A 23,543-nucleotide genomic window follows, 5' to 3' on the forward strand; every position below is an offset into this window, starting at 1 on the left:
TTTATGGCACCGAAGTTAAACAGGCTTGTTTTCAGATTTATGACCAGTGAGAAAGCGAAACGGAAATAACGGGGGGAAACGCAGGGCGTTAGCCAGTAATGGCGCCGCTAGCGAACCGTACAGAGGATTGTCGAGCCAGCGAGCGGCAGAAGCCGCCCCTGAAAAGACAACCACTTATCGATGGTGTGGCACCGCCCGATTCATCGTGCGTGAGCGGTTAAAGTTTTAACGGCGGCAATTGTGAGAACACGCTCAACAAGCCTTTGCTCCACAACTGACGAATCTGCGAAAAGTAAGGGTGCTGTTCGGTAATATGATGCTGTTCGTTATCTTTGAAGCTGTCGGTGTGATACACCATCACATCCAGCGGCAGGCCCACCGAAATATTACTCGCCAGCGTCGAGTCCATGGAAATCAGCGCACACTGCATCGCCTGGCTGAGCGGGGTTTCATAACGCAATACGCGATCAATAATCGGCTTGCCGTACTTGCTTTCACCAATCTGGAAATAAGGCGTATCCACACTGGCTTCAATGAAGTTGCCCTGCGGATAGATCTGGAACAGGCGCGGCTCTTCACCACGAATCTGTCCCCCTAATAGCAGCGTGCCACCAAACTCTTCGCCATCACGTTTGATCACTTCACGCAGGGTTTCCCCCACCAGCAGCGCAATGTCATACAGCGAGCGCCCATTCAGCAGATTGGGCTGATCGCTGTCGTGGTTATTACGCCGTAGCAAACTCATCACGCTTTGCGTGGTCGCTAGATTACCGGCGCTTTGCAGCACCAGCGTGCGTTCATCATCCACCTGAAACACGTGTAATTTACGGAACGAGGAAATATGATCGACGCCCGCGTTGGTGCGTGAATCCGATACAAAAATCATCCCTGACGATAAACGCATTGCCACACAATAAGTCATAGTCACGCCTGCAAAAAAATATCACTGCTGCGCATGCACCTGCTGCACCGCGGCCATCGCCAGCATATCCTCACCGCCGCCGCCCAGCCGCATACCGCGCACCGGACAAGCATCGAGATAATCCACACCCACCGCCAGACGTAAATGCTGGCGCGTACTGCGCGTATTGTTGGTGATATCAAAGCTGTGCCAACTGCCATCCAGCCAGGCTTCAACCCAGGCGTGAGTAGCAACGTGTTCTACATTGTCCGTATAAAGATAGCCGCTGACATAGCGCGCCGGGATCCCGAGACTGCGACAACAAGCCAGAAACACATGGCTGTGATCCTGGCAAACGCCGCTGCCCGCCGCAAATACTTTCGCTGCGGTATCACTCACCTGGGTGCTGCCAGGCTGGTACGGCATTTTTAACAGCAGCTCATCCATCAGTTTTTCCAGGCTGGCGAGCGGTTTTTCTGCGTGCCAGTAGCGCTGTGCGAAATCACGTATCGCCGCATCGGGCAAGGTTAATGGCGTGGCACGCAGAAACACCAATGGCGAAAGGATCGATTCAGGGTCGGGGGAATACTCCCCTTCATCCAGAATTTCCACCACCCCGCGCGCGGCAATCTCCAGTTGCTGATGTGGCGTATCCAGCGTCAGCACATGCAACACGTTGCCGTAAGCATCCAGGGTGCGCGTGGCTTCGCACGGTAAATCGAGATCCCATGACAGAATCTGCTGGTGTACCGAGTTCTGCGGCGTCAGGCGCAGATACTGGGTGCTGAGTTTGACCTGATGCTCATAGGCATACCAGGTTTTGTGCTCGATATTCAGTCTCATTTCGCCTCCAGATAGGTCTGATTGATGCTTTCTGCCAGCGCATTGGTCTGCGAGAGAAAGTGATTAAGCCAGCTGTACAACCCGTCACGCGTCAGACTTTCCCAGGTGCTAAAGCGCATTTCGGCCAACAGCACCGTCACCAGATAGCGTGGACGATCCTCACCGCTGCTGCCGATCTGTTCCAGCTGGTTGGCGATCTCCTCAATGCAGGAGTGCAGCGAACGCGGGCTTTCGTTACGCAGGATCAGCATCTCATTCACCAGATCCGGCATCAGCTGCTGCTTAAAGATCGCGTTATAGGCTTCACGCGCCGACACCGCACGCAGCAAGGTATCGAGGCAGTAGTATTCCCGCACCGAATCGGGGTTTTGCTCCAGCAGTTGCTGGTTGACGCTCAACAAACGCGCGGTACCGTCGCTGCGCTCCATCAGCGTGCCGATACGGATAAAACACATCGCATCGCCACGCAGCAAAGTGCCGAACATCGCGCCACGAAACAGGTGAGAACGCTCTTTAACCCAGTCAAAAAAGCTGTCAGCGTTGGCGCTGGTGATGCCGCGTCGCCGCATGTTACGCATCTCAATCCACGTCGAGTTGATGCTCTCCCACACTTCAGACGACAGACTGCCGCGCACCGCGTGCGCATTGTTCCACGCCTCCTGCCAGCAGCTAAAAATGCTGCTGGGGTTACGATCATCAAGAGCGAAAAAGTTAAACAGCTGCGGCATGGTGAAACGCCCGTTGAGGGTTTCAAACAGCTGGCGCGTGCCGGTGAGATTGAGCGGCAACAACAGCTCATCGGTTTGGCTGTTACGCACCGGCATCAGCGAAAGCCGGTTGGTGACATCCAGCACCCGGGCAAGTTGTTCTGCGCGCTCCAGATAGCGCGCCATCCAATAGAGGCCACTGGCCGTGCGGCTTAGCATGATGCGTCATCCTCCAGAACCCAGGTGTCCTTGGTGCCACCGCCCTGCGATGAGTTCACCACCAGCGAACCTTCGGTCAGCGCCACGCGGGTTAAGCCACCCGGCACTAAGCGAATATCCGCACCACATAAGGCAAAGGGACGCAAATCGATATGACGCGGCGCCAGGCCGTTGTCGATAAACGTCGGACAGGTGGAGAGCGACAGCGTGTCCTGCGCGATATAGTTTTCCGGGCGTGCTTTCAAACGATCGCGAAAATCACTCAGCTCCTGCTGGCTGGCCACCGGACCAATCAACATGCCGTAACCGCCGGCGCCGTGTACCTCTTTCACCACCATTTTGCTGAGATTGGCGAGGACGTAAGTCAGATCCTGCGGCTTGCGGCACTGCCAGGTCGGCACGTTGTTGAGGATCGGATCTTCATCGAGATAGAAGCGGATCATGTCGGGCACGTAGGGATAGATCGATTTGTCATCGGCCACGCCAGTGCCAATGGCATTGGCCAACACCACGTTACCGGATCGATACACCGACAGCAGGCCCGGCACGCCGAGCATCGAATCGGGACGGAACGCCAGCGGATCGAGGAACGCATCATCAACACGGCGATAGATCACATCGACTTTGCAAGGCCCGGCGGTGGTGCGCATCATCACCGCACCGTCTTTGACAAACAGATCGGCACTTTCCACCAGCTCAACGCCCATCTGCTGCGCAAGGAAACTGTGTTCGAAATAGGCGCTGTTGAAGCGGCCCGGCGTCAGCACCACTACCACCGGATCGTTGACCGGTGAGCTTTCGCGCAGGGTTTGCAGCAGGTGTGAAGGATAGCGTTCTACCGGGGCAATATGCTGCTCGACGAACAGTTCCGGGTAGAGGCGCATCATCATCTTGCGGTTCTCCAGCATGTAGGAGACACCAGAAGGCGTGCGCAGATTGTCCTCCAGTACGTAGTACTCGCCGTCGTTGTTGCGCACCATATCGACACCGGTGATGTGCGCATAGATGTTGCGGTGCAGATCGACACCTTGCATGCAGGGCTGATATTGATCGTTTACCAGCACCTGCTCGGCAGGCACGATCCCCGCCTTGAGGATGTGTTGTTGATGGTAGATATCATGCAGGAAGGCATTCAGCGCCTGCACGCGCTGGCGGATGCCGCGATCGAGCATCGCCCATTCACTGGCCGGAATAATACGCGGCACGCTGTCGAACGGGATGAGCCGCTCCGCGCCGCCGTCTTCACCATAGACGTTGAAGGTGATGCCCACACGATGAAACAGCAGTTCCGCTTCTTCGCGTTTCCGCGCCACCGCCTCTTTGTCCGCCTGTTGTAACCACTCCCAGTAATGCTGATAGTGCGCACGGTGTTCGCCGTTGCTCAATAACATCTCATCATAGAAGTGTGACGCTATCTGGTAGCTTTCTTTCATGATTTACCCGGAGCTTGTCAGAGGACCTGGATCCTCTCCTGCACAAAGTGTGCCAGAGGCTCACGCCCCAAACGGCACACGCGCCCCGATAGCGGAGCAGCGCCGAATAACACTCAGATTGCACCTTACTGGTGCATTAACTGCTGCGCAATTGGCAGCCAGATATCCGTCATCGCTCCATCGCCCCCCGTGAAAGGATCGCGATGCGGTAAAGGTACGCGCGCGATCTGATCTTTCGCCGCGCGTAAACGAGAAGGTTCATCACGCACGGTTTCCGGGGACATTCCTTCAGGATAGGCGCCAACGGCGAAAAAATCGTCTGAGGCGAACACCTGTTTATGGCCGACACCGGCGGGGATCAGCACCGCATCGCCCTCGCGCAGCGTCACCATACGGCCGCTATCGCCGCCAAACAGCACTTCCGCCCAGCCCGACGCGACGCCCAGAATTTCATGGGTGTTGGGATGGTAATGGGTGTAAGGGAAGATCGGCGCGCGCCACGCGGCCGGCCAGCCGTTAGCAGTGAAGGTTTTTTCAAACCATTCGGCGCTGTTGCTTTGCAGCTCCTCATCATAGTCAGGCGCAATGCCGGGCCAGATGATCAGCGGCAGCAGATTGTTAGGCACGCCGCCCGAGGGCTGCGACAGCATCAAATGCTGCGGATTATTTGATGAACCTGCAGAAAAGGTACCGGCGGCGAAAGACATCAGTAACAGCAGGCTGGAAGTGTTGGCAGTCATACTCTTTCTCCGGGAAGCTACGTTGCTTAATTGTGGCAAACCCCGACGGCATTGCAATGTGCGCCCGCCAACAAAATTCACATAAAAGAATGATTTACCTTACTAAAGCCAAATTAGTTGGCAACATATTTAACATTTTGTGGGACCGGAAAAGCCGCCAATAAACTGTTATAAAAAAACACCTCAATTCTGTATCTGATTCGCTTCACTGTTATGTGATTTACTGGCAGGCAGTAACATTTAGAGGTGAACTATGGAAGCGATCAAACAAATTCTGCTCGATGAAATCGCCACGCTGAACCGTGAAGGCCAGCGCGATAATCTGCCACGCTTTAGCTTTTCATTCCTCAAAACCCATCCGGGGCTGTGGGCGATCATGTACCTGTGCTACGCGCTGTGCGTGGCGCTTATCTTCTCCACTGAGATGCTCGGCTGGCCCGCGTTCTGGTTCGCCACCGCCTTTGTGCTGGTGATGAGCTTCCTGATGCTGATGGATATCAACCCCAAATACCGCTTTGAGGATATCGACACGCTGGATCTGCGCGTGTGCTACAACGGTGAGTGGTATTACGTGCAGCCGGTGTCTCAGCAGGCGCTGGATAAGATCGTGGAAAATCCCGGCACGCCCGACCGCGTGCGCAGCGGCATCGAACGCCTGATGAAGCAAAAAGGCGAAGTGGATTTTTATGATGTTTATTACCTGACATGGGGAAATAAACAGGCGGCAACTATCTGATGAATATCGCCTTGCACGAGATGCAAGGCAGCACAGGCTCCAAAAATCTGACGCGATGTTGTCAGGTTGCCCTGCAGGTACAAACGGCACATCGAATTCAGACTGACCACATTGGTAATCCTTTGTGGTCAGTCGTCTCGGGGGCCAACATTTTGCGGCAGAGCCGTTAAGCCGACGCCAACTGAGCAATCAATTTCCCTAACGTCTCCACCGCCGCCTCGGCACGCGCATCCCACGGCCAGGCGGTGTTGAAGCGGAAACAGTGGCTGAACCCTTCACTGCCCGAGAACAGCTGACCGGGCGCGATACTGATGCCTTCCTTTAAGGCCAGATGATACAGCTGCGTGGTGTTGATCTGCTGCGGCAGCGCAATCCACAAAAAATAGCCGCCTGGCGTATCACTGATCTGCGCGTCAACAGGCAGCACACGACGTAAAGCCTGCTGCGCTTGCTGCTTACGTTTTGCCAGCGTCTGGCGCAACTTCTTTAAGTGCGTGTCGTAACTACGGGTGCTGAGGAAGTCGGCCAATGCCAGCTGCATCGGCGCGCTGGTGGAGAGCGTGCTCATGAGCTGAATACGCTGTACGCGCTGAGCATAGCGCCCGGCAGCCACCCAACCGACGCGAAATCCCGCGACCAGATTCTTGGAAAAACTGCCGCAGTGCAGCACATTCCCCTCGCGATCAAAAGCTTTGGCAGGCAAAGGCTTGTCGTGGCCGCTGTAGAGATCGCTGTAAACGTCATCCTCAATCATCGCGACCTGGTAGCGTGCCAGCAACGCAACCAATTCCTGTTTACGCTCGACGCTCAGAGTAAAGCCCAGCGGGTTTTGTCGATTGGTCATCAGCCAGCAGGCTTTGACCGGCCAGCGTTGCAGCGCCTGCTCCAGTTCGTCGAGATCGATGCCCTGCTCGACATCGCTGGCGATGGCAATCGCATTCAGTTTCAGTCGCTCAATCACCTGCAAGGCCCCGTAGAACGAAGGATTTTCGATCACCACCCAATCACCGGGTTCGGTCACCGCTTGCAGGCTGAGGTTGAGCGCTTCCATCGCGCCGTTGGTGATGACGATATCGTCCGGCGACAAGGTGATGCCCTGCTGGGCATAACGTTGCGCCAGAATTTTACGCAGCGCTTCGTTGCCGGGGGGCAGGTTATTTAAGGCATCACTGGGTTTCAGATTGTGTGAGACCTTAACCAGCGAGCGCATCAGCTGACGCTGCGGAAAGAGTTCGGGATCGGGAAAGGCAGAGCCAAACGGCATGATGCCAGGATCACGCGTGGCTTGCAGCACATCAAACACGAAACTGTTGGTGTCCGCCTGCTCGGTTTTGGCAATCGCCTGTGTCGGCAAACGTGGGCGGCTTTCGGCAGCTCGTGGCGCAACGTAGTATCCGGATTGCGGTTTTGACAGGATCCAGCCCTGGCTTTCCAGCACTTCATAGGCGTGCATCACCGTCATCAGGCTAAGGCCGCTCTGCTCCGCCTGCTGACGTAATGACGGCAGCTTTTCGCCCGGCGGCCAGATGCGCGCTTCGATCTGCGTCCGAAGTTGATCCACCAACTGCTGATATTTCGCCACCCTGGCTCCGATATGGGAAATGAGTGCGGCTATTTTCCCTCACCCTGTCCCCCTCCCGCAAGCGCGAGAGGGGATGGTTGGGATGGGGGCCATCACCGCACAAAAATCCTTACGGCAACTGCACCAGCTGCTGCTCGTTTTCGACAAAATTCGGCAGTTCGTGGATGCGTTCTGGCGGCACCGGTTTGCCCAGCAAATAACCCTGCAAGGTATCGCAACCCAGGCCGGTGAGGAACGCTTGTTGATCCTGCGTTTCCACCCCTTCCGCCACCACTTTGAGATCGAGCGACTGCGCCAGTGCCACAATGGCAGAGACAATGGTGGCATCTTCAGATTTCGCCTGCAGTTCATTGACGAAGGCGCGGTCGATCTTCAACTCACTGGCGGGCAAACGTTTGAGATACAGCAGGCTTGAATAGCCGGTACCGAAATCATCAATCGAGGCTTTCACGCCCATATCTGTCAGTTGCGTCAGAATACGTACACTCTCTTCCGGATCGCGCATCGCCGTGGTTTCCGTCACTTCCAGCGTCAGCAACTCGGCCGGGATCTGATGCTTCGCCAGCGCCTGCGTCACGGTTTCCACCAGGTTGCTCTGCTCAAACTGCAGCGCGGAGAGATTCACCGCGACCGACCAGTGTGGATGGCCCTGCAGATGCCAGCAGTGCAATTGACGGCAGGCTTCGTTAATCACCCAGTTACCGATGTTGATGATCATGCCGGTCTTCTCGGCAATCGGCAGGAATTTGTCCGGTGCCAGCAAACCGCGTGTCGGATGTTCCCAGCGTAGCAACGCTTCAAATCCAATAATCGGGCCGCTCGGCGCACAATATTTTGGCTGGTAGAACAGACGTAACTCTTCATTATCCAGCGCTTGCCACAGGTCGTTATTGAGCTGTAACTGCGACTGCGCCAGAGTGTTCATCGACGGCTGGAAGAAGTTGTAACCGTTACGGCCGTTGTTCTTGGTGTGATACATCGCGGCATCGGCGTTAAACATCAATTCACGCTCATCTTTGCCGTCGCCTGGATAGACCGCGATGCCAATACTCAGTGACACCACCAGCTCATAGCGGGAAATATCAAACGGACGATCGACCGCTTTCACCAGCGCATCCGCTACCGCTGCGGCGTCATTGGGCTCATCGATTTCGATCAGCAGCACGAACTCGTCGCCACCCATGCGTGCCAGGGTGTAGTGCCCTTTCATCTGACTGATCATGCGCTCGGCCACGGCAATCAGCAGGTTGTCACCCACATGGTGACCAAAGGCGTCATTGACCGCTTTGAAGCCATCCAGATCCATAAACATCAGCGCAAACTGCGACTTCTCGCGATTGGCTTTGTTGATGGATTGCTCCAGACGATCTTCCAGCAAAATACGGTTTGGCAGGCGTGTCAGGTTATCGTGCAGGGCCAGTTGCGCCAGCTCGCGATTGGCTTCCGCCAGCGAGTGCGCAAGGATGGAGGTGCGCGCTTGCAGGCGTGCATCCAGCATCGAAACCAGCAACGTAATGCCGAGGATCGCCAGCGTCACCACGGTGACCACAATCGCCAGCCAGTTGCTGTTAACGCCCATGTGCGTGGCATGACTCATCATCGGGAAGCTGGCAGCGGCCATACCGGTGTAGTGCATGCCAGCAATGGCGCAGCCCATCACCACCGAAGCACCGAGACGCAGAATGGTCACGCGGCCATGTCCTTCGCGCAGGTTAAAGGCGAGCCACAGTGCCGCGCCCGATGCCACCAGCGCAATCACCACTGAAGCGGCAACCCAGCCCCAATTCCAGACGATGCCCGGCGCAAACATCAGCGCAGCCATGCCCATGTAGTGCATGGCGACCACGCCGGAACCCAGCACAAAAGCGCCGCCCGTTAAGCGTCGCCAGGATAAATCATGCGATGAGCACACCAGCCACAAGGCAAAAATCGAGGCCAGAATCGCCACTGCCATCGACGTCGCCGTCAGCAGCGGATCGTAGCTCATGACCATATCCAGGCTCATCGACAGCATGCCGATGAAATGCATCGCCCAGATGCCCACGCCCATGGCGAATCCACCGCCTAATAACCAAACCAGCGCCACCTTGCCAGTTGAAGAAGCCACGCGTCCCGCCATATCCAGCGCGGTAAACGAGGCCAGCATCGCCACCAGAATGGAAACGATGACAGTAAACGAATCGTACGAAGTCACTAACATAGTGATTTCCCAAGTTAAAGCCGTTATCAATCAGCTGTGGTGTTATGAAAAAAAGTCAAGGCTATAGGTTTTATTGTGTGTTTTATCGGCAGGAACACTGCCGATTTGAGTCTTTGAACGATGAAACCTTCCGATGCGGAAGAAAATAAAAATGATTTATCAGGCGCTGGTTAAGGGCAGCGGGTGCTCAGCAAACAGTGGCGGTGCATTAAACACAGCGGTAAATTCACCGATACGCTCCGCCGGTGTTGGCTTGCCCAGCAGATAGCCCTGCAGCGTGTCAAAACCGAGCCCGGTCAGCAGACGCTGCTGTTCTTCGGTTTCTACCCCTTCGGCCACCATGCGCAGATTGAGACTTTGTGCCAGTGTCAGCATCGCGCTCACGACGGTGGCGTCCTCGCTGTCGGCACGCAGGCTGTTAATAAAGGCGCGGTCGATTTTCAGTTCGGTGGCTTCCAGATGTTTCAGATGCAGTAAATTGGCATAGCCGATACCGAAGTTATCGATCGCCACTTTCACGCCGAGCTGATGCAATTCTGCAATGCGCTGCTGGCTGAACTGCGGGTCGCGCATCGCGATATTCTCGGTAATCTCCAGCATCAGCGCCCCCTCCGGCAGCTGATAGCGCAGCAGTGCATGACGTAAGCTGTCGATGAGATCGCGCTGATGGAATTGCAACGCCGAAAGGTTAACTGACACGCTCCAGTCGCGGTTGCCTTCATCGTGCCACTGTTTTAACTGACGGCACGCTTCGTTGATCACCCAATTGCCCAGCGCCACGATTTGCCCGGTTTTCTCCGCACGCGGCAGGAACATATCCGGCATCAGTAATCCGCGACGCGGATGTTGCCAGCGCAGCAGCGCTTCGAAGCCCATGAGCACCGTGCCGCCTGCGCGGAATTTTGGCTGATAGAACAGGCACATTTCCTGGTATTCCAGCGCATTCCACAGGTCATTCGCCAGCGCCAGCTGATGCTGTGCCACGGCGCTCATCATCGGTTCAAACAGACACCAGCCGTTTCGGCCGCTGTGTTTGGTGTGATACATGGCGGAGTCGGCGTTGAACATCATCTCCTGCTGGCTACGACCGTGCTGCGGGAACACCACGATGCCAATACTCAACGACACCCGCAGTGAATAACGATCCAGTTCAAACGGCGCATCAATCACATTCACCAGCTGCTGCGCCAGCGCCGAGGCTTGCAAATCATTGTATTGTGGACACAGCAGCACAAACTCATCGCCACCCAGTCGCGCCAGCAGCACGCCCTCGCCCAGCTGCACGCGCAGACGTTCGGCGACCGCGATAAGCAGGCGATCGCCCACGTGATGGCCCCAGGTATCGTTGACGGCTTTGAAGCCGTCGAGATCCATAAACATCAGCGCAAAGCTTTCATCCTGCAAAGTGGCTTGCTTGATCTGTGCCGTCAGCTGCTGCTCCAATAACACGCGGTTAGGGAGCGAGGTGAGATTGTCATGCATCGCCAGCTGGCGCAGTTCGCTATTGGCACGCTTGAGCTTGGCCGCCAGACGCGCGGCGCGCAGCTGGGCATCCAGCATGGAAACTAACAGCGTGAGGCCAAGAATGGACAGCGTGATAATGGTCACCCATACCGCCAGTCCATCCTCACTGATGCCATGATGCTGTTGCATGGTGCTCGGCATGCTGTACTCCGCCGCCGCCATGCCGGTGTAGTGCATCCCGGCGATGGCAATGCCCATCACCAGCGCGGCACAGACACGCATAATCCACACGCTCTCGCCCTGGCGCAGATGAAACGCCAGCCACAGTGCCGCCCCCGAGGCGGCATAGGCAATCACCACGGAGAGCGCGACCAATGGCATGTCCCAGCGAATCGCCGGTTCAATCATCAGGGCATTCATGCCGATGTAATGCATCGCCACCACGCCGCTGCCGAGTATCAGGGTGCCACTCATCAGCCGACGCGGGGTCAGATGGCTGCCCTGCACACCCTGGGCGAAGGCAAAGATGGACGAGAGGATCGCCACCAGCAGGGAAAGCGCGGTGAGAGTGATGTCGTAACGCATGGTCATCGGCATCATCATCGCCAGCATGCCGATAAAGTGCATCGCCCAAATGCCAATGCCCATCGCGGTGCCGCCGCCGACCAGCCACATTTTTGCCAGGCAACCGCGTGAGACCGCAACGCGTCCGGCCGTATCCAGTGCGGTAAACGCAGCAATGAAGGCCACGATCAGTGAAACCGTGACCAGAACGCTATCCCAGGTAACTAGCAGCATGTGCGCTCCTAAACTCAGCCCGCTGCTGAGCAGGAGCTGTATCGTCAAAAATGATCAAAAGGTCGAAACATTGATTAAGGGTGAGTAATGACCGCACGCAGTGAGGCAGAGGGGGGAGCCGATCCAGACAATTCTGGAAACACCGCGCTATGTTTTTGGTTTTTCATCTTCAGTCGCAGTCAGAAAAATTAATAATATCTGATTAATGCACGAACATAGCATTGAACGGTTAATCGCGGTAGAGGGTTAAATCACTCGCTGTTTAGTTTTTTTAACCGGTTGTCACACCTTGCGATTACTACGTTATCGGCGAAAAGTGTGAATTGATTAATGAAAAATCTAAGCGCAACGCTCCCAGTGTTGATTTGCTGATCTATAGTAAAGAAAACTGATATAAATCATAAACCCACCATCTAAGAATATTCCTAGATGTCGGGCACTTACGCGGTAAAGCCGATCGTGGCTCTTGTTTGACTTCGGATTCGTTACATAAATGAATCACCAGGTGAAAAAGCACTGACCTTGGATAATCAGTAAGGAATGATTATGAAACTCAAGCTTTTTCTTTTGGCGTCCAGCCTGAGCGTAGTGCTCGCCCCTCATGCGGCTTTTGCCGCCACCACAACGGGAACCATTAATGCGACCCTGACCCTGACCACCGGTTGCCTGGTGAATGGTCAGTCTGCCACCACGGGTGTCAACTTCGGTACCCTGAACTTTGGTAGTAGCGCCGCAACCTTTGACACCCTGAATGCCACGTTGGTCGGCGCATCAGGCAACGGTATCTATGTTCGCTGCACCACCGGCCAGACATTTAACGTGCAGGTCACCAGCAGTAATGCTGCACCGGCGACCATTTACGGCACCGTCAGCGGACAGCCGCGCTATCTGATCCTCGGTTCCAATAACACCCAAGGCATTGCCTATACCCTGTATAGCGATGCGGCATTCACCACCGCCATCGCTAATAACACCAACATTGCCGCCAGCGGCACCACGGACCCGACCTTAGGCACTAACTACGCCATTTATGGTCGTGTGGTGGGCGGCGGGTTTAACCCACTGATCCCGGCAGGTACTTACACCGATACCATTAACGTTGCGGTGAACTACTGAGGTCAGTAGTGGAGTAATCAGGGTGGCCGTGGTGCAGCGTTGGGCGCACAGTGCAGGCGGCCTGGCCCTGCTGATAGGGAGCGTCTCTGCCTGGGGTTTGCCTACCGCAACCTTTCAGGTCTCTGCGTCAGTAGTGGCAGGCTGTGTTGTCTCCGGTACCAATACCGGGGTCTTTGGCACGCTTAATTTCGGTACGCAATCTGGCGTGTCGTCCAGCAGCGTGAGCGCCAGCTATGTGCAAAGCACCACCATCATTCTCGCCTGCACGCCAGGCACTGCCGTCAGCATGAGCATTAATGGCGGCTCCAACTACACCTCCACCCGCAATCTCAAGGTCTCGGGCAATACCAATACCGTGCCCTATTACCTCTATACCAATGCGGCACACACCACGGCGATTCCGGTGAACAGCGCCGTGGCGCTGAGTTACAGCAACGCCAATAACATTACTTTGCCGATTTATGGCCTGTTAACGCTGCCCGGCCCCACGCGCGCCGGCACTTATACCGACACCTTAACCGTTACGCTTAGCTGGTGACGGAAGTGATAAAGAAGGATGAATAATCATGAACCTGCGCGCCCTGTTACTGTTGTTTATCATGGCACTAATGCCTGCTGCCCACGCTGCCAATTCGCTGATGATTTGGCCCATCGATCCCACCATCAATCCCGATGATAAAGCCAGTGAGCTTTGGCTGGAAAACCGTGGGAATGCCACCACCATGATGCAGGTGCGCATCTTTAGCTGGCTGCAAGTGGGCGGTCAGGAACAGTATCAAACTCAGCAGCAAGTGGTCGCCAGCCCGCCGATGGTGCGCCTCGAACCGGGTCAGAAACAACTGGTGCGACTCATTAAGCAGGGCGCGCCGGAAGCGGGACGCGAAATGTCCTACCGCGTGGTGCTGGATGAAATCCCTACGCCACGCACGCCCGGCGAAAATCAGGCGGGATTAACCTTCCAGATGCGCTATTCGGTTCCGCTGTTTGTTTATGGTAACGGCGTCACCAGCGACAGTGCGAAGCCGCAACTCAGCTGGCAACAGGTGGACAGTGGTGGCAAACGCTGGCTGGAACTCACCAACCGTGGCAATGGCCATGCGCGGCTGAGTAACGTCACCATCGGTGGTCGCCGCCTGGGCAATGGCCTGTTTGGTTACGTACTGGCAAACAGCAGTAACCGCTGGCCATTAACCAGCAGCGTGAGCGGTGAGCTGTCCGCAGAAGTGAATAAAGGGCACTGGAGCAGCGCGGCCGCGCGTTGATGACGTTTTCGCTGCATCCCTGCACGTTGGCAGTGGCTAGCGTGCTATGCCTGTTACCTCAAATCAGTAGCGCGGAGACCTTTTCCGAGCTACCACCGCCCCCTGCGCTGGAGAATAATGCCAGTGGGCAGCAATACATGCTGGAGTTAGTGGTGAACCAGAACGCGCGCGGCGATATCGTGCCGGTTGAGCGTAAAAACGGCGACTTCTGGCTGCGCAGTGGCGATTTACAGCGTGCCGGCATCCCTGCGGAGAAACTCCAGGGCGAGCAAATCGATGTGAATCAACTTGCGGAGGTGAAAGCAGAATATGACGAGCGCCGTCAGCGCCTATTGCTCACCGTTCCGCCCGCCTGGCTGCCCGGCCAGGTGATCGGGAAAGATCAGCGCGGTCCACGCTATCCGGGGCGAGCCAGTAACGGTGCGCTGCTCAATTACGACTTCTACGCCACGCGTACCGATAATGCCGGTTCCCGCCTGTCGAGCTGGAATGAGCTGCGCGTATTTGGTCCGGTCGGGCAATTCTCCACTAATGGCGTGTATACCCAACAGCTCGAAGGTGGCGTCAGCGGCCAGCAAGAGGGGTACATTCGCTACGATACCTGGTTCAGCAATGAAGATGAGAACGATGCAATTAGCTGGCGCGCCGGGGATCTGGTCACCGATGCGCTGAGCTGGAGTAACAGCGTGCGTCTGGGTGGCGTGCAGATTGCGCGTGATTTCAGCGTGCGACCGGATTTGGTCACTTACCCGCTACCGGCGTTCTCCGGCCAGGCCGCGGTGCCCTCTTCCGTCGATCTGTTTATTAACGGTTATCGCAGCACGCAAGCCAATGTGCAGCCGGGTCCGTGGTCGCTGACCAATGTGCCGTTCGTCAATGGCGCGGGCGATGCGGTGATCACCACCACCGATGCCGTGGGGCGCCAGGTCACTACCACGCTGCCGTTTTATGTCTCCAGCAGCCTGCTGCGACAGGGTTTGTCGGACTACTCCTTCTCGGCCGGTGCTATTCGTGAAAACTACGGACTGGAGAACTTTGACTATGGCGCAGCAGCAGCCAGCGGTTCTTATCGTTATGGGTTAACCGACTGGCTGACGCTGGAGAGCCATGCTGAAGGCAGCAACAGCGTGGCCACCGGCGGCGCTGGGGGATTGGTGAAGCTCGGCAGCTGGGGCGTGGTCAATGGTGCGCTGGCACAAAGTCAGATGGAAGGTAAACCCGGCACGCAATACAGCTGGGGTTATCAATATAACAACAGCTGGTTTAGCCTCGGCACCCAGCATGTGTTACGCACCGCCGATTACGGCAATCTGGCGCTGGTCGGCAGCCGGGGCGACAGCGCCAACACCAGCTACTCACTGGCGCGACGCAGTGCGCAGTACACCGCCAGCGTGTCACTCAATCAATACGGCAGTCTGGGGCTGGCCTACTTTGATATTGCCGGCGGATCGGGCGATCGCACCCGTTTATGGAACCTGTCCTGGAGTAAAAACCTGTGGGGTAACAGCAGCCTGTATATCTCCGCCAGCCGCGATCAGGAACAGGGTGACTGGAGCGGCGCTATCTCACTGGTAATCCCATTCGGCGAGCAGAGCAGTGCTTCGGTGAGCTACGAGCGCGATCAACAGGGCAACAACAATCAGCGCCTCTACGTGTCACGCGCCATGCCGACCGATGGTGGCTTTGCGTATGATGCGGCCTGGGCCAATCAGGGTGGCGACAGCGGTGATTACCGCCAGGCAAGCCTGCGCTATCGCAATAACAAAATCGACACCTCTGCCGGGTTCTACGGCGATAACGATAACACCACGCAGTGGGCCGATTTCACCGGTTCGCTGGTGCTGATGGATAACCGCGTGTTTGCCGCCAACGACATCAATGATGCATTTGTGGTGGTGAAAACCGATTACCCGGATGTCACGGTGCGCTATGAAAACCAGGCAATGGGACGCACCGATAATCAGGGCTATTTGCTGGTGCCATCGATCAGCAGTTACTACGGCGCAAAATACGATATCGATACCCTGGATTTACCCGCCGATCGCACCGCACCCAAGGTGGAACAGCGTTTTGCGGTGAAACGGAAAAGTGGTTACCTGCTGAACTTCCCAGTGGAGCGCCTGCGTGCCGCCAGCGTGGTGCTACAGGATAAACAGGGGCAACCGTTGCCGATCTCCAGCCAGGTGTTGCGCCCGAATCAGGGTACGGAATATATCGGATGGGATGGCATTGTCTGGATGGAGAATCTGAGCGCTGAAAACACGATTCATGTCGTGACGCCTGATGGGCGCAGTTGTGATACCACGCTGACCATTGCGGACGGCCAGCCAAAAGCGCTGGAGACCTACGGTCCGCTGACGTGCGATCTGCCGCCGCCGTCGCCGGGTTCGGCGGTCAGCACGGCCAATAATTCACAGTCAGGAATTTCACCATGAGAAAGTTTCTTTTGCTGCTGGCGCTGTTTATCTTGCCGGGCACCAGCTATGCGCTTTGTAGTTTATCGGCCCCAACGGCGACCTTTGGCTCCGTGACCACCTTTGCAGTGGGGTCTACCGCGCAAGCCACTTCCAGCATCACCAACGTTAACTGTGGAACGGGCACGCTTTCGTTGTTAGGCACCGATAATGTCACCTACGCCTTTACCACCGCCACCTATCTCAGCGGCACGCGGGCCGTGTTGAAAACCGCCAGCACCGGCACGGACAGCATTCCGATTCAGATGTGTATCGACAGCGCCTGTGCCAGCGAACTCACACAGGGGTCTAACCACGTTTACAGTTCATCGGCATTGTTAACACTCGGCAGCACGCTCAATTTCAATATCCCGCTCTATTTCCGCACAGTGCCTGGACAGGTGATTGCCGCAGGCAGTTATACGACGACGATTACGCTCACTGTGAGCTATACGGTATGTGCCGGGTTGAACGTAGCAGGTTTATGCGTGGGTACGGTGCAAACCAGTACCGGCACCGCGATGCCGATTACCGTTAACCTGGTTGTGACCAATGATTGCACCACCATCACCGCGCCCAATGTGAGTTTTGGCAGCGCACCCTTGGTGGGAAGTTTCTCCACGGTGCAGCAGACCATCAACGTGGTGTGTTCTAAAGGCAGCACCTTCACTGTGGGGTTGAGCAATGGCAGCTACTACAGCGGCACCACGCGCCAGATGGCGAGCGGTACCAACCGGCTGGCTTATGACATTTATAAAGGCACCACCACCACAACGCGCTGGGGACCGACGGGCACCGACCGCTGGAGCAGCGCCAGCGCCACCTCTCTGAACGCGGATCTGGTGACGCGCAACTTCACCTATACAGCGCAGATTCTGACGACGCAGAATACGCCAGCGGCGGGGAGTTATACGGATAGCGTGGTGGTGGATCTGTCATTTTAGGCAGGACATGGTCGACGATGTCGTTTGTAGGCCCGATGATTGCGTTTCACTGCGCCATACCCACATATCTGCATAAACAAAAAAGCAGCCCCTTCAACAAGGGGCTGCTTTATTCGAATCGCTTCTTAACGAGCTGACATGAGGCCCGTTGTCAGCCAGGGCGTTACAGCGAAGCTCCTACCGGCGTGCCGCCATGGCGCGCCTGATACTGTTTCACCATGCGACCAATCAGCAGCGTGCCGATCAATCCGCACACCGCCGCGAATGACAACCATACGCCGGGCATCGCTTTATCGCCCGTGGCATGGATCAGGTAGCTTGAAACCGCTGGCGTGAATCCCCCAAACAGCGCGGTCGCCAGACTGTACGCCAGAGAGAAACCAGTGGCGCGCACTTCAGCCGGCATAATTTCCGCCAGATAAACCACCATCGCCCCGTTATAGCTGGCATACAGGAACGATAACCACAATTCCGCTTCCACCAGATGCGCAAAGGTGGGCGATCCCACCAGCCAGTGTAGCACCGGCCAGGTGGTGAGAATCATCAGGATAGTAAAGGTGATCAGCAGCGGACGACGTCCTATGCGATCCGACAGCGAGCCCATGACCGGCAACCAAATCAGGTTAGAGATACCGACAAAAAGCGTCACCATAAAACTCTGCTCATCGCTCATCATCAGCACGGTTTTACCGAAGGTCGGGGTGAAGGCGGTGATCATGTAGAACATCACCGTGGTGGTCACCACCATCAGCATACCCGCCAGCACCAATGCCCAGTTCTCACCGACCGAGCGCATGATCTGTCCCATGGAAGGATGTTGTTTGCGTTTGCTGAACGCTTCGGTTTCTTCCAGCATGCGACGGATCCAGAACAGGAACGGCACAATCATACAACCGACAACGAACGGAATACGCCAGCCCCACTCGGTGACCGCTTCCTTCGCCAGCAGATGATTAAGACCGAGGCCAAGCAGCGCAGCGAAGATCACCGCGACCTGCTGACTGCCGGACTGCCAGCTGACATAGAATCCTTTGCGTCCTTTTGGCGCCACTTCAGACAGATAAACCGACACACCGCCCAACTCCACGCCCGCAGAGAAGCCCTGCAGCAAACGACCCAGCAGGATCAGAATCGGCGCGGCAGCGCCCAGCGTGGCATAGCCCGGAACCAGGGCGATGGTGAGTGTGCCCAACGCCATCAAGCCCAATGTCAGCAACAGCCCTTTACGGCGTCCGTGATGGTCGATGTAGGCACCCAGAATAATCGCGCCAAGTGGACGCATCAGGAAGCCCGCACCAAAGGTCATCAGCGTGAGCATCAATGAAGCAAAGGGATCATCTCCGGGGAAAAAGGTTTTGGCGATCGCCGTAGCGTAATAGCCAAACACCATAAAATCGTACATCTCAAGAAAGTTACCGCTGGTAACGCTAAAGATGGTTTTGGCCCCGCCTTGCGATGGCTTTTGTAAAGATTGACTCGCGCTCATATTGTCCTTCCTGGGTTTTTCTTCCGTTGTAGCGGGTTGCGCCAGGAATAGATGTGATCGGCTTCACCATTGCAGTTTACAAAAGTGAGACCAAAAGTAACAAGAAATTAACATTGACGGCGGGAGCAAATAAAAAGGGCCGCTATCAATAGCGGCCCTTGTGAGCGTTCAGACGGGGAAATTACTTCTTCACCGATTCCATGCCCATCAAACCAATCTTCAAATAACCCGCTTCACGTAACTGATCCATCACGCTCATCAGGGTTTCATAATCCACAGACTTATCCGCCTGGAAGAAGATAGTGGTGTCTTTCTTGCCTTCGGTCTGCGCCGTCAGCGCATTCACCAGCGTCTCTTTGGTGACCGCATCGTTGCCGATATAGATCTGCTTATCTTCCTTAATAGAAAGATAAACCGGTTTTTCCGGACGCGGCTGCGGTGCGCTGGTGGAGGCAGGCAGGTTAACACGCACATCCACCGTGGCTAATGGCGCGGCGACCATAAAGATGATCAGCAGAACCAGCATAACGTCGATAAACGGCGTCACGTTGATTTCATGCATTTCGCCATCGCCTACCGAGTCATCGTTTAAACGCATCGCCATAATACTTATCCTACGCGCAGTTTCTGTGCCGCCGTCGGACGGGTCGCTTCTTTCGCGGTGTCCACATTGCCGAGATCCAGATCGCGGCTCTGCAGCAGCATCACCTGCGCCGCAACATCACCCAATGAGGCTTTGTAGCTGGCAATCATTCGCGCGAAGACGTTGTAGATAACCACAGCAGGGATAGCAGCAACCAGACCAATCGCGGTCGCCAGCAACGCTTCTGCGATGCCCGGCGCCACAACAGCGAGGTTGGTGGTCTGGGTTTTAGCGATACCGATAAAGCTGTTCATGATGCCCCAAACGGTACCAAACAGACCGATGAAGGGTGCAACAGAACCGATGGTAGCGAGGAAGCCGTTACCGCGACCGGCATGACGGCTGAATGCCGCAACGCGACGATCAAGGCGGAAGCTGGTACGTTCCTTAATGCCATCAAGGTCTTCGGTACCTGCAGAGAGTTCCAGCTCATTCTGCGCATCGTTCAGCAACACCGCACTGTGGCTGTTACTTTTAAAGCTTTCAGCGGCGCGGTAAGCATCATTAAGCGAACGCGCTTCGCCCAGCGCCTGCTGTTCGCGTTTCAGGCGACGTTTCGCCCCGCTCAGCTCAGCAAACTTGCCGAAGAAAATCGCCCAGGTGACAACCGAGGCCAGTAACAGGCCAATCATCACCACTTTTACCACGATATCGGCATGCTGATACATGCCCCAAACGGAGAGGTCCGTTTGCATCAAATCACTGGCTACCACGCTGCGTCTCCAACTTCTGTTGCACAGTTCACGATTGAAGCGCGGATCATAGCAAAAAAATTGACCGAAGTGATAGTAGTTCTCATTACTATTTACAAACGATTAATGCTTCAATTTCCAATAATCTATGTGGTTTTTATGGATGCGCTGGCTGATGTTTTACAAATGTGACCTAAACTGAAAATTTATTAAAACATCGTTTCAAAATGTGATGTATTTCATCCAATCAACATTTGACCACTTTTTCGCCAGCGCAATTTCACTATTCTGAGCCAGCCCTTCCCGATTGTGGTGTGCCTGACACCGCTAATGATCATCAAGCTGGAGCAATAATAATGACATCTAAAAAACGACTCACGATTGCAATCTCTTCTCTGGTTATGCTGCTGGCGAGTGGTGCTCACGCCAAAGTGCTAAAAGTCGCGGAAGTACAGCCCGCCGGTTATCCCACCGTGGTCGCGCTGCAGCATATGGGCGATAAGTTAAAAGAAGCGACACAAGGACGATTAGAGTTGAAGGTTTACGCTGGCGGCGTGCTGGGCGATGAGGATCAAACGCTGCAACAGGTTCAGCTTGGCGCGATTGATATGATTCGCGTCTCACTGGCCCCGGTGACCACCATCGCCCCTGAAACCAGTGTGCTAACCCTGCCCTATGTGTTCCGCGATGAAGACCACATGCACAAGGTGCTGGATGGCGATGTCGGCAAACAGATTGTCGAGAAATTCGATAACGATCCCCGCACGCGCATGGTGTTCCTCGGCTGGACCGACGCGGGCACACGCAACATGATCACCAAAAAACCCATCACCAAACCCGAAGATTTGCAGGGGATGAAAATTCGCGTGCAGAACAGTGCCATTTCACTGGCCACGCTGAAAGCGATGGGTGCCAATCCTGTGGCAATGGGCGTCAGCGAAGTGTTTAGCGCCATGCAAACTGGCGTGGTCGATGGCACAGAGAACAATCCACCGACGTTTGTCGCCCACAACTATCTGCCCGTGGCGAAGTACTACACCCTGAGCGGCCACTTTATTCAGCCGGAGATGATCCTGTTCTCTAAAGCCTCGTGGGGACGGCTTTCCGCAGAAGATCAGGCGCTGCTGAAGAAACTCGGCAAGGAAGCGCAGGATGAAGAGCGCCAGCTGTGGGCCACTTACACCGCCCAGTCAGTGGAGAAAATGAAAGCCGGCGGCGTGACATTCCAGGACACCAACCGCGATTACTTTATGAAAGCCACGCAACCGGTGCGCGACCAGTTTGGCGGCAATTATCAGGATCTGATGAAACAGATTGCGGATGTGAAATAACCCTCTCAGCGCCGCGCGACCGCGTGGCGCCTTGCTCAGGTAACGAAGCATGAATGCATATTCCCGTTTGATGGATGGGCTCTATCTGTTGTGCATGGGCATCGCGGCGGTAGCCCTGTTGATCATGGTCACGGTGATACCCATCGGTATTTTCGCGCGCTATGTGCTAAATGGTGCCCTCTCATGGCCGGAGCCGGTCGCTATCGTCTGCATGATCATCTTTACCTTTATTGGTGCGCCCGTCGGATTGCGGGCAGGCACACACATTTGTGTGTCGATGGTGACCGATCGCCTTTCCGAAACCGGGCAAAAATGGGCGCAACGGCTGTGCAACCTGCTGCTGATCGTGGTCTGTCTCATCCTGCTGCAGGCCAGCTACAGCTTGTGTGAGGCCATGTGGGTTCAACCGCTGGCGGCCTTGCCTGCTGTGACGTATGGCGAAATGTATCTGCCCATTCCTATCGGCGCGCTGTTTACGCTGCTGTTTGTGATCGAGCGAATACTGAATGGCGATCAAAGTCAGCGTCCGCTAGTGACGCTGGGCGGCACACACTAAATTCGGAGCACTAAAATGGATGCTTTCATTCTGGTTGGTAGTTTGGTGTTGCTGCTGTTGGTCGGCTTCCCGGTGGCGTTTGCCGTGGGGTTTGCCGCTTTTATTGGCGCCTGGTGGATCGATTTGCCATTGGAAGCCGTGGTGATTCAGATCACCAACGGGGTCAACAAATTTTCACTCCTCACCATTCCGTTCTTCATTTTGGCTGGGGCGATCATGGCCGAGGGAGGGATTGCCCGCCGCCTGGTGAACTTTGCCTATATCTTCGTCGGTTTTATCCGCGGGGGCTTGTCGTTGGTGAATATCGTGGCATCGACATTTTTTGGCGCCATTTCAGGATCGTCAGTGGCCGATACCGCCTCGATCGGATCGGTGATGATCCCGCAAATGGAGCAAAAAGGTTATCCGCGAGATTTCGCCGCCGCCGTGACCGCCAGCGGTTCAGTGCAGGCGGTATTAACGCCGCCCAGCCATAACTCCGTGATCTACTCGCTGGCCACCGGTGGCGTCGTTACCATATCCTCGTTGTTTGTTGCGGGTATTATCCCCGGGTTGATGCTGGGATTCTGTTTGATGGTGATGTGCCTGGCGTTCGCACGCAAGCGCGGTTATCCCAAAGGCGAAGCCATTCCGTTGCGTCAGGCGGTGAAAATCTTCTTCGATGCGTTCTGGGGACTGTTTACCATCGTCATTATTTTGGGCGGTATTCTTTCCGGCATTTTTACCGCTTCGGAATCCGCTGCGATCGCCTGCCTGTGGGCGTTTTTTGTCACGATGTTTATTTATCGCGATTTCAAATGGAATCAGCTGCATATTCTGGTGTTTCGTACCATCAAAACCGTCACCATTGTGATGGTATTGATTGCCTTTGCGGCGGGCTTTGGCGCAGTGATGACCTTTATGCAACTGCCGACCATGATCACCGATGCCTTCACCAGCATCTCTGATAACAAATACGTAATTCTTATGTGCATCAACGTGTTACTGCTGGTGATCGGCACCTTGATGGACATGGCCCCTATTATTCTGATTTTAACCCCTGTCTTGCTGCCCGTTGCCACCAGTCTGGGCATCGATCCTGTGCATTTTGGCATGATTATGATGACCAACCTGGGTATCGGTCTGATCACCCCGCCGGTCGGTACCGTGTTGTTCGTTGCCAGCGCCGTCAGTAAACAGAAAATTGAGCAAGTGGTGACGGCCATGCTGCCCTTCTACGTCACGCTGTTTTTCATCCTGATGCTGATCACTTACGTGCCCGCGCTATCGCTCTGGCTGCCGCATGTCATGGGTGTGATGTAACGCGAAATCGCAGCTACCGTCTTGCACGTCAAGCCGCTACTGCGTAATTCTCGTCATATCTCTGCTGTTTCATCAGCACACCGAAGCAGATATGCACCAGCTTTCTCATCACACCACCCAGCGCTGATCTCTTCG

Annotated in this window: 20 protein-coding genes; 9 read left to right on the top strand and 11 right to left on the bottom strand. The window is 55.5% G+C overall.

The features are described from left to right. Window positions 1-217 precede the first annotated feature (217 nt). From FD744_RS17580 to FD744_RS17600, 5 genes are all read right to left on the bottom strand, one after another. Window positions 218-922 (bottom strand): proteasome-type protease, encoded by a 705-nt coding sequence (locus FD744_RS17580; RefSeq protein WP_038644739.1) that lies wholly within the window; start codon window positions 920-922, stop codon window positions 218-220. A 21-nt stretch (window positions 923-943) separates the two neighbouring features. Continuing rightward, the gene (locus FD744_RS17585; protein ID WP_034828459.1) at window positions 944-1,744 is read right to left on the bottom strand and encodes a transglutaminase family protein; all 801 of its coding nucleotides are present in this window, start codon (window positions 1,742-1,744) and stop codon (window positions 944-946) included. Continuing rightward, the gene (locus FD744_RS17590; RefSeq protein WP_038644735.1) at window positions 1,741-2,670 is read right to left on the bottom strand and encodes an alpha-E domain-containing protein; all 930 of its coding nucleotides are present in this window, start codon (window positions 2,668-2,670) and stop codon (window positions 1,741-1,743) included. The genes FD744_RS17585 and FD744_RS17590 overlap by 4 nt, the downstream gene beginning before the upstream one ends. Beyond that, the gene (locus tag FD744_RS17595; protein WP_160868858.1) at window positions 2,664-4,103 is read right to left on the bottom strand and encodes a circularly permuted type 2 ATP-grasp protein; all 1,440 of its coding nucleotides are present in this window, start codon (window positions 4,101-4,103) and stop codon (window positions 2,664-2,666) included. The genes FD744_RS17590 and FD744_RS17595 overlap by 7 nt, the downstream gene beginning before the upstream one ends. Window positions 4,104-4,228: 125 nt before the next feature. Next, complete coding sequence (locus FD744_RS17600; RefSeq protein WP_034828453.1) at window positions 4,229-4,843, bottom strand: cupin domain-containing protein; 615 nt, start codon at window positions 4,841-4,843, stop codon at window positions 4,229-4,231. 253 nt (window positions 4,844-5,096) lie between these two features. Between FD744_RS17600 and FD744_RS17605 the strand changes: the two genes are divergently transcribed. Beyond that, on the top strand, window positions 5,097-5,579 hold the full coding sequence (locus tag FD744_RS17605; RefSeq protein WP_160868859.1) for a YlaC family protein: 483 nt from the start codon (window positions 5,097-5,099) through the stop codon (window positions 5,577-5,579). A 166-nt stretch (window positions 5,580-5,745) separates the two neighbouring features. On the opposite strand, the gene FD744_RS17610 is transcribed toward FD744_RS17605, so the two are convergent. The 3 genes from FD744_RS17610 to FD744_RS17620 form a co-directional block, all read right to left on the bottom strand. Then, a complete protein-coding gene (locus FD744_RS17610) occupies window positions 5,746-7,161 on the bottom strand; it encodes a PLP-dependent aminotransferase family protein (protein ID WP_160868860.1) in 1,416 nt (471 codons plus the stop codon). 109 nt (window positions 7,162-7,270) lie between these two features. After that, a complete protein-coding gene (locus FD744_RS17615; RefSeq protein WP_160868861.1) occupies window positions 7,271-9,361 on the bottom strand; it encodes a bifunctional diguanylate cyclase/phosphodiesterase in 2,091 nt (696 codons plus the stop codon). Between the two features lie 159 nt (window positions 9,362-9,520). Further along, window positions 9,521-11,623, bottom strand: coding sequence for a bifunctional diguanylate cyclase/phosphodiesterase (locus tag FD744_RS17620; RefSeq protein ID WP_160868862.1), 2,103 nt, complete (start codon window positions 11,621-11,623; stop codon window positions 9,521-9,523). A 546-nt stretch (window positions 11,624-12,169) separates the two neighbouring features. Between FD744_RS17620 and FD744_RS17625 the strand changes: the two genes are divergently transcribed. The 5 genes from FD744_RS17625 to FD744_RS17645 are packed head-to-tail and all read left to right on the top strand — an operon-like array spanning window position 12,170 to window position 17,398. After that, a complete protein-coding gene (locus FD744_RS17625) occupies window positions 12,170-12,739 on the top strand; it encodes a spore coat protein U domain-containing protein (protein WP_045814784.1) in 570 nt (189 codons plus the stop codon). Between the two features lie 22 nt (window positions 12,740-12,761). Next, entirely contained in the window at window positions 12,762-13,277 is a 516-nt protein-coding gene (locus FD744_RS17630) for a spore coat U domain-containing protein (RefSeq protein ID WP_160868863.1), read from the top strand. Between the two features lie 25 nt (window positions 13,278-13,302). After that, complete coding sequence (locus FD744_RS17635; protein WP_337023451.1) at window positions 13,303-14,001, top strand: molecular chaperone; 699 nt, start codon at window positions 13,303-13,305, stop codon at window positions 13,999-14,001. Further along, entirely contained in the window at window positions 13,998-16,436 is a 2,439-nt protein-coding gene (locus FD744_RS17640; RefSeq protein ID WP_202403559.1) for a fimbria/pilus outer membrane usher protein, read from the top strand. The genes FD744_RS17635 and FD744_RS17640 overlap by 4 nt, the downstream gene beginning before the upstream one ends. Next, window positions 16,433-17,398, top strand: a complete 966-nt coding sequence (locus FD744_RS17645) for a spore coat protein U domain-containing protein (protein ID WP_160868866.1) — start codon at window positions 16,433-16,435, stop codon at window positions 17,396-17,398. Before FD744_RS17640 ends, FD744_RS17645 begins: the two co-directional genes overlap by 4 nt. A 163-nt stretch (window positions 17,399-17,561) precedes the next feature. Here the strand turns inward: FD744_RS17645 and FD744_RS17650 are convergent, their stop codons facing one another. From FD744_RS17650 to exbB, 3 genes are all read right to left on the bottom strand, one after another. Beyond that, window positions 17,562-18,884: an MFS transporter gene (locus FD744_RS17650; RefSeq protein ID WP_034828434.1), complete on the bottom strand. Its 1,323-nt coding sequence runs from the start codon at window positions 18,882-18,884 to the stop codon at window positions 17,562-17,564. A gap of 181 nt (window positions 18,885-19,065) precedes the next feature. Next, window positions 19,066-19,488 (bottom strand): TonB system transport protein ExbD, encoded by a 423-nt coding sequence (gene exbD / locus FD744_RS17655; protein ID WP_160868867.1) that lies wholly within the window; start codon window positions 19,486-19,488, stop codon window positions 19,066-19,068. Window positions 19,489-19,493: 5 nt separating this feature from the next. Then, on the bottom strand, window positions 19,494-20,222 hold the full coding sequence (exbB, locus tag FD744_RS17660; RefSeq protein WP_072017041.1) for a tol-pal system-associated acyl-CoA thioesterase: 729 nt from the start codon (window positions 20,220-20,222) through the stop codon (window positions 19,494-19,496). A gap of 353 nt (window positions 20,223-20,575) precedes the next feature. On the opposite strand from exbB, the gene FD744_RS17665 reads away from it, so the two are divergent. Genes FD744_RS17665 through FD744_RS17675 form a run of 3 tightly spaced genes read left to right on the top strand, consistent with a single transcriptional unit; the run spans window position 20,576 to window position 23,408 of the window. Then, window positions 20,576-21,550 (top strand): TRAP transporter substrate-binding protein, encoded by a 975-nt coding sequence (locus FD744_RS17665; RefSeq protein WP_097118131.1) that lies wholly within the window; start codon window positions 20,576-20,578, stop codon window positions 21,548-21,550. Window positions 21,551-21,599: 49 nt separating this feature from the next. Further along, window positions 21,600-22,106, top strand: a complete 507-nt coding sequence (locus FD744_RS17670) for a TRAP transporter small permease (RefSeq protein ID WP_160868868.1) — start codon at window positions 21,600-21,602, stop codon at window positions 22,104-22,106. A gap of 15 nt (window positions 22,107-22,121) precedes the next feature. Beyond that, window positions 22,122-23,408, top strand: a complete 1,287-nt coding sequence (locus FD744_RS17675; RefSeq protein ID WP_034828425.1) for a TRAP transporter large permease — start codon at window positions 22,122-22,124, stop codon at window positions 23,406-23,408. Window positions 23,409-23,543 lie beyond the last annotated feature (135 nt).

Source organism: Pantoea sp. Taur (genome assembly GCF_009830025.1).
Taxonomy (GTDB): Bacteria; Pseudomonadota; Gammaproteobacteria; order Enterobacterales; family Enterobacteriaceae; genus Pantoea; species Pantoea communis.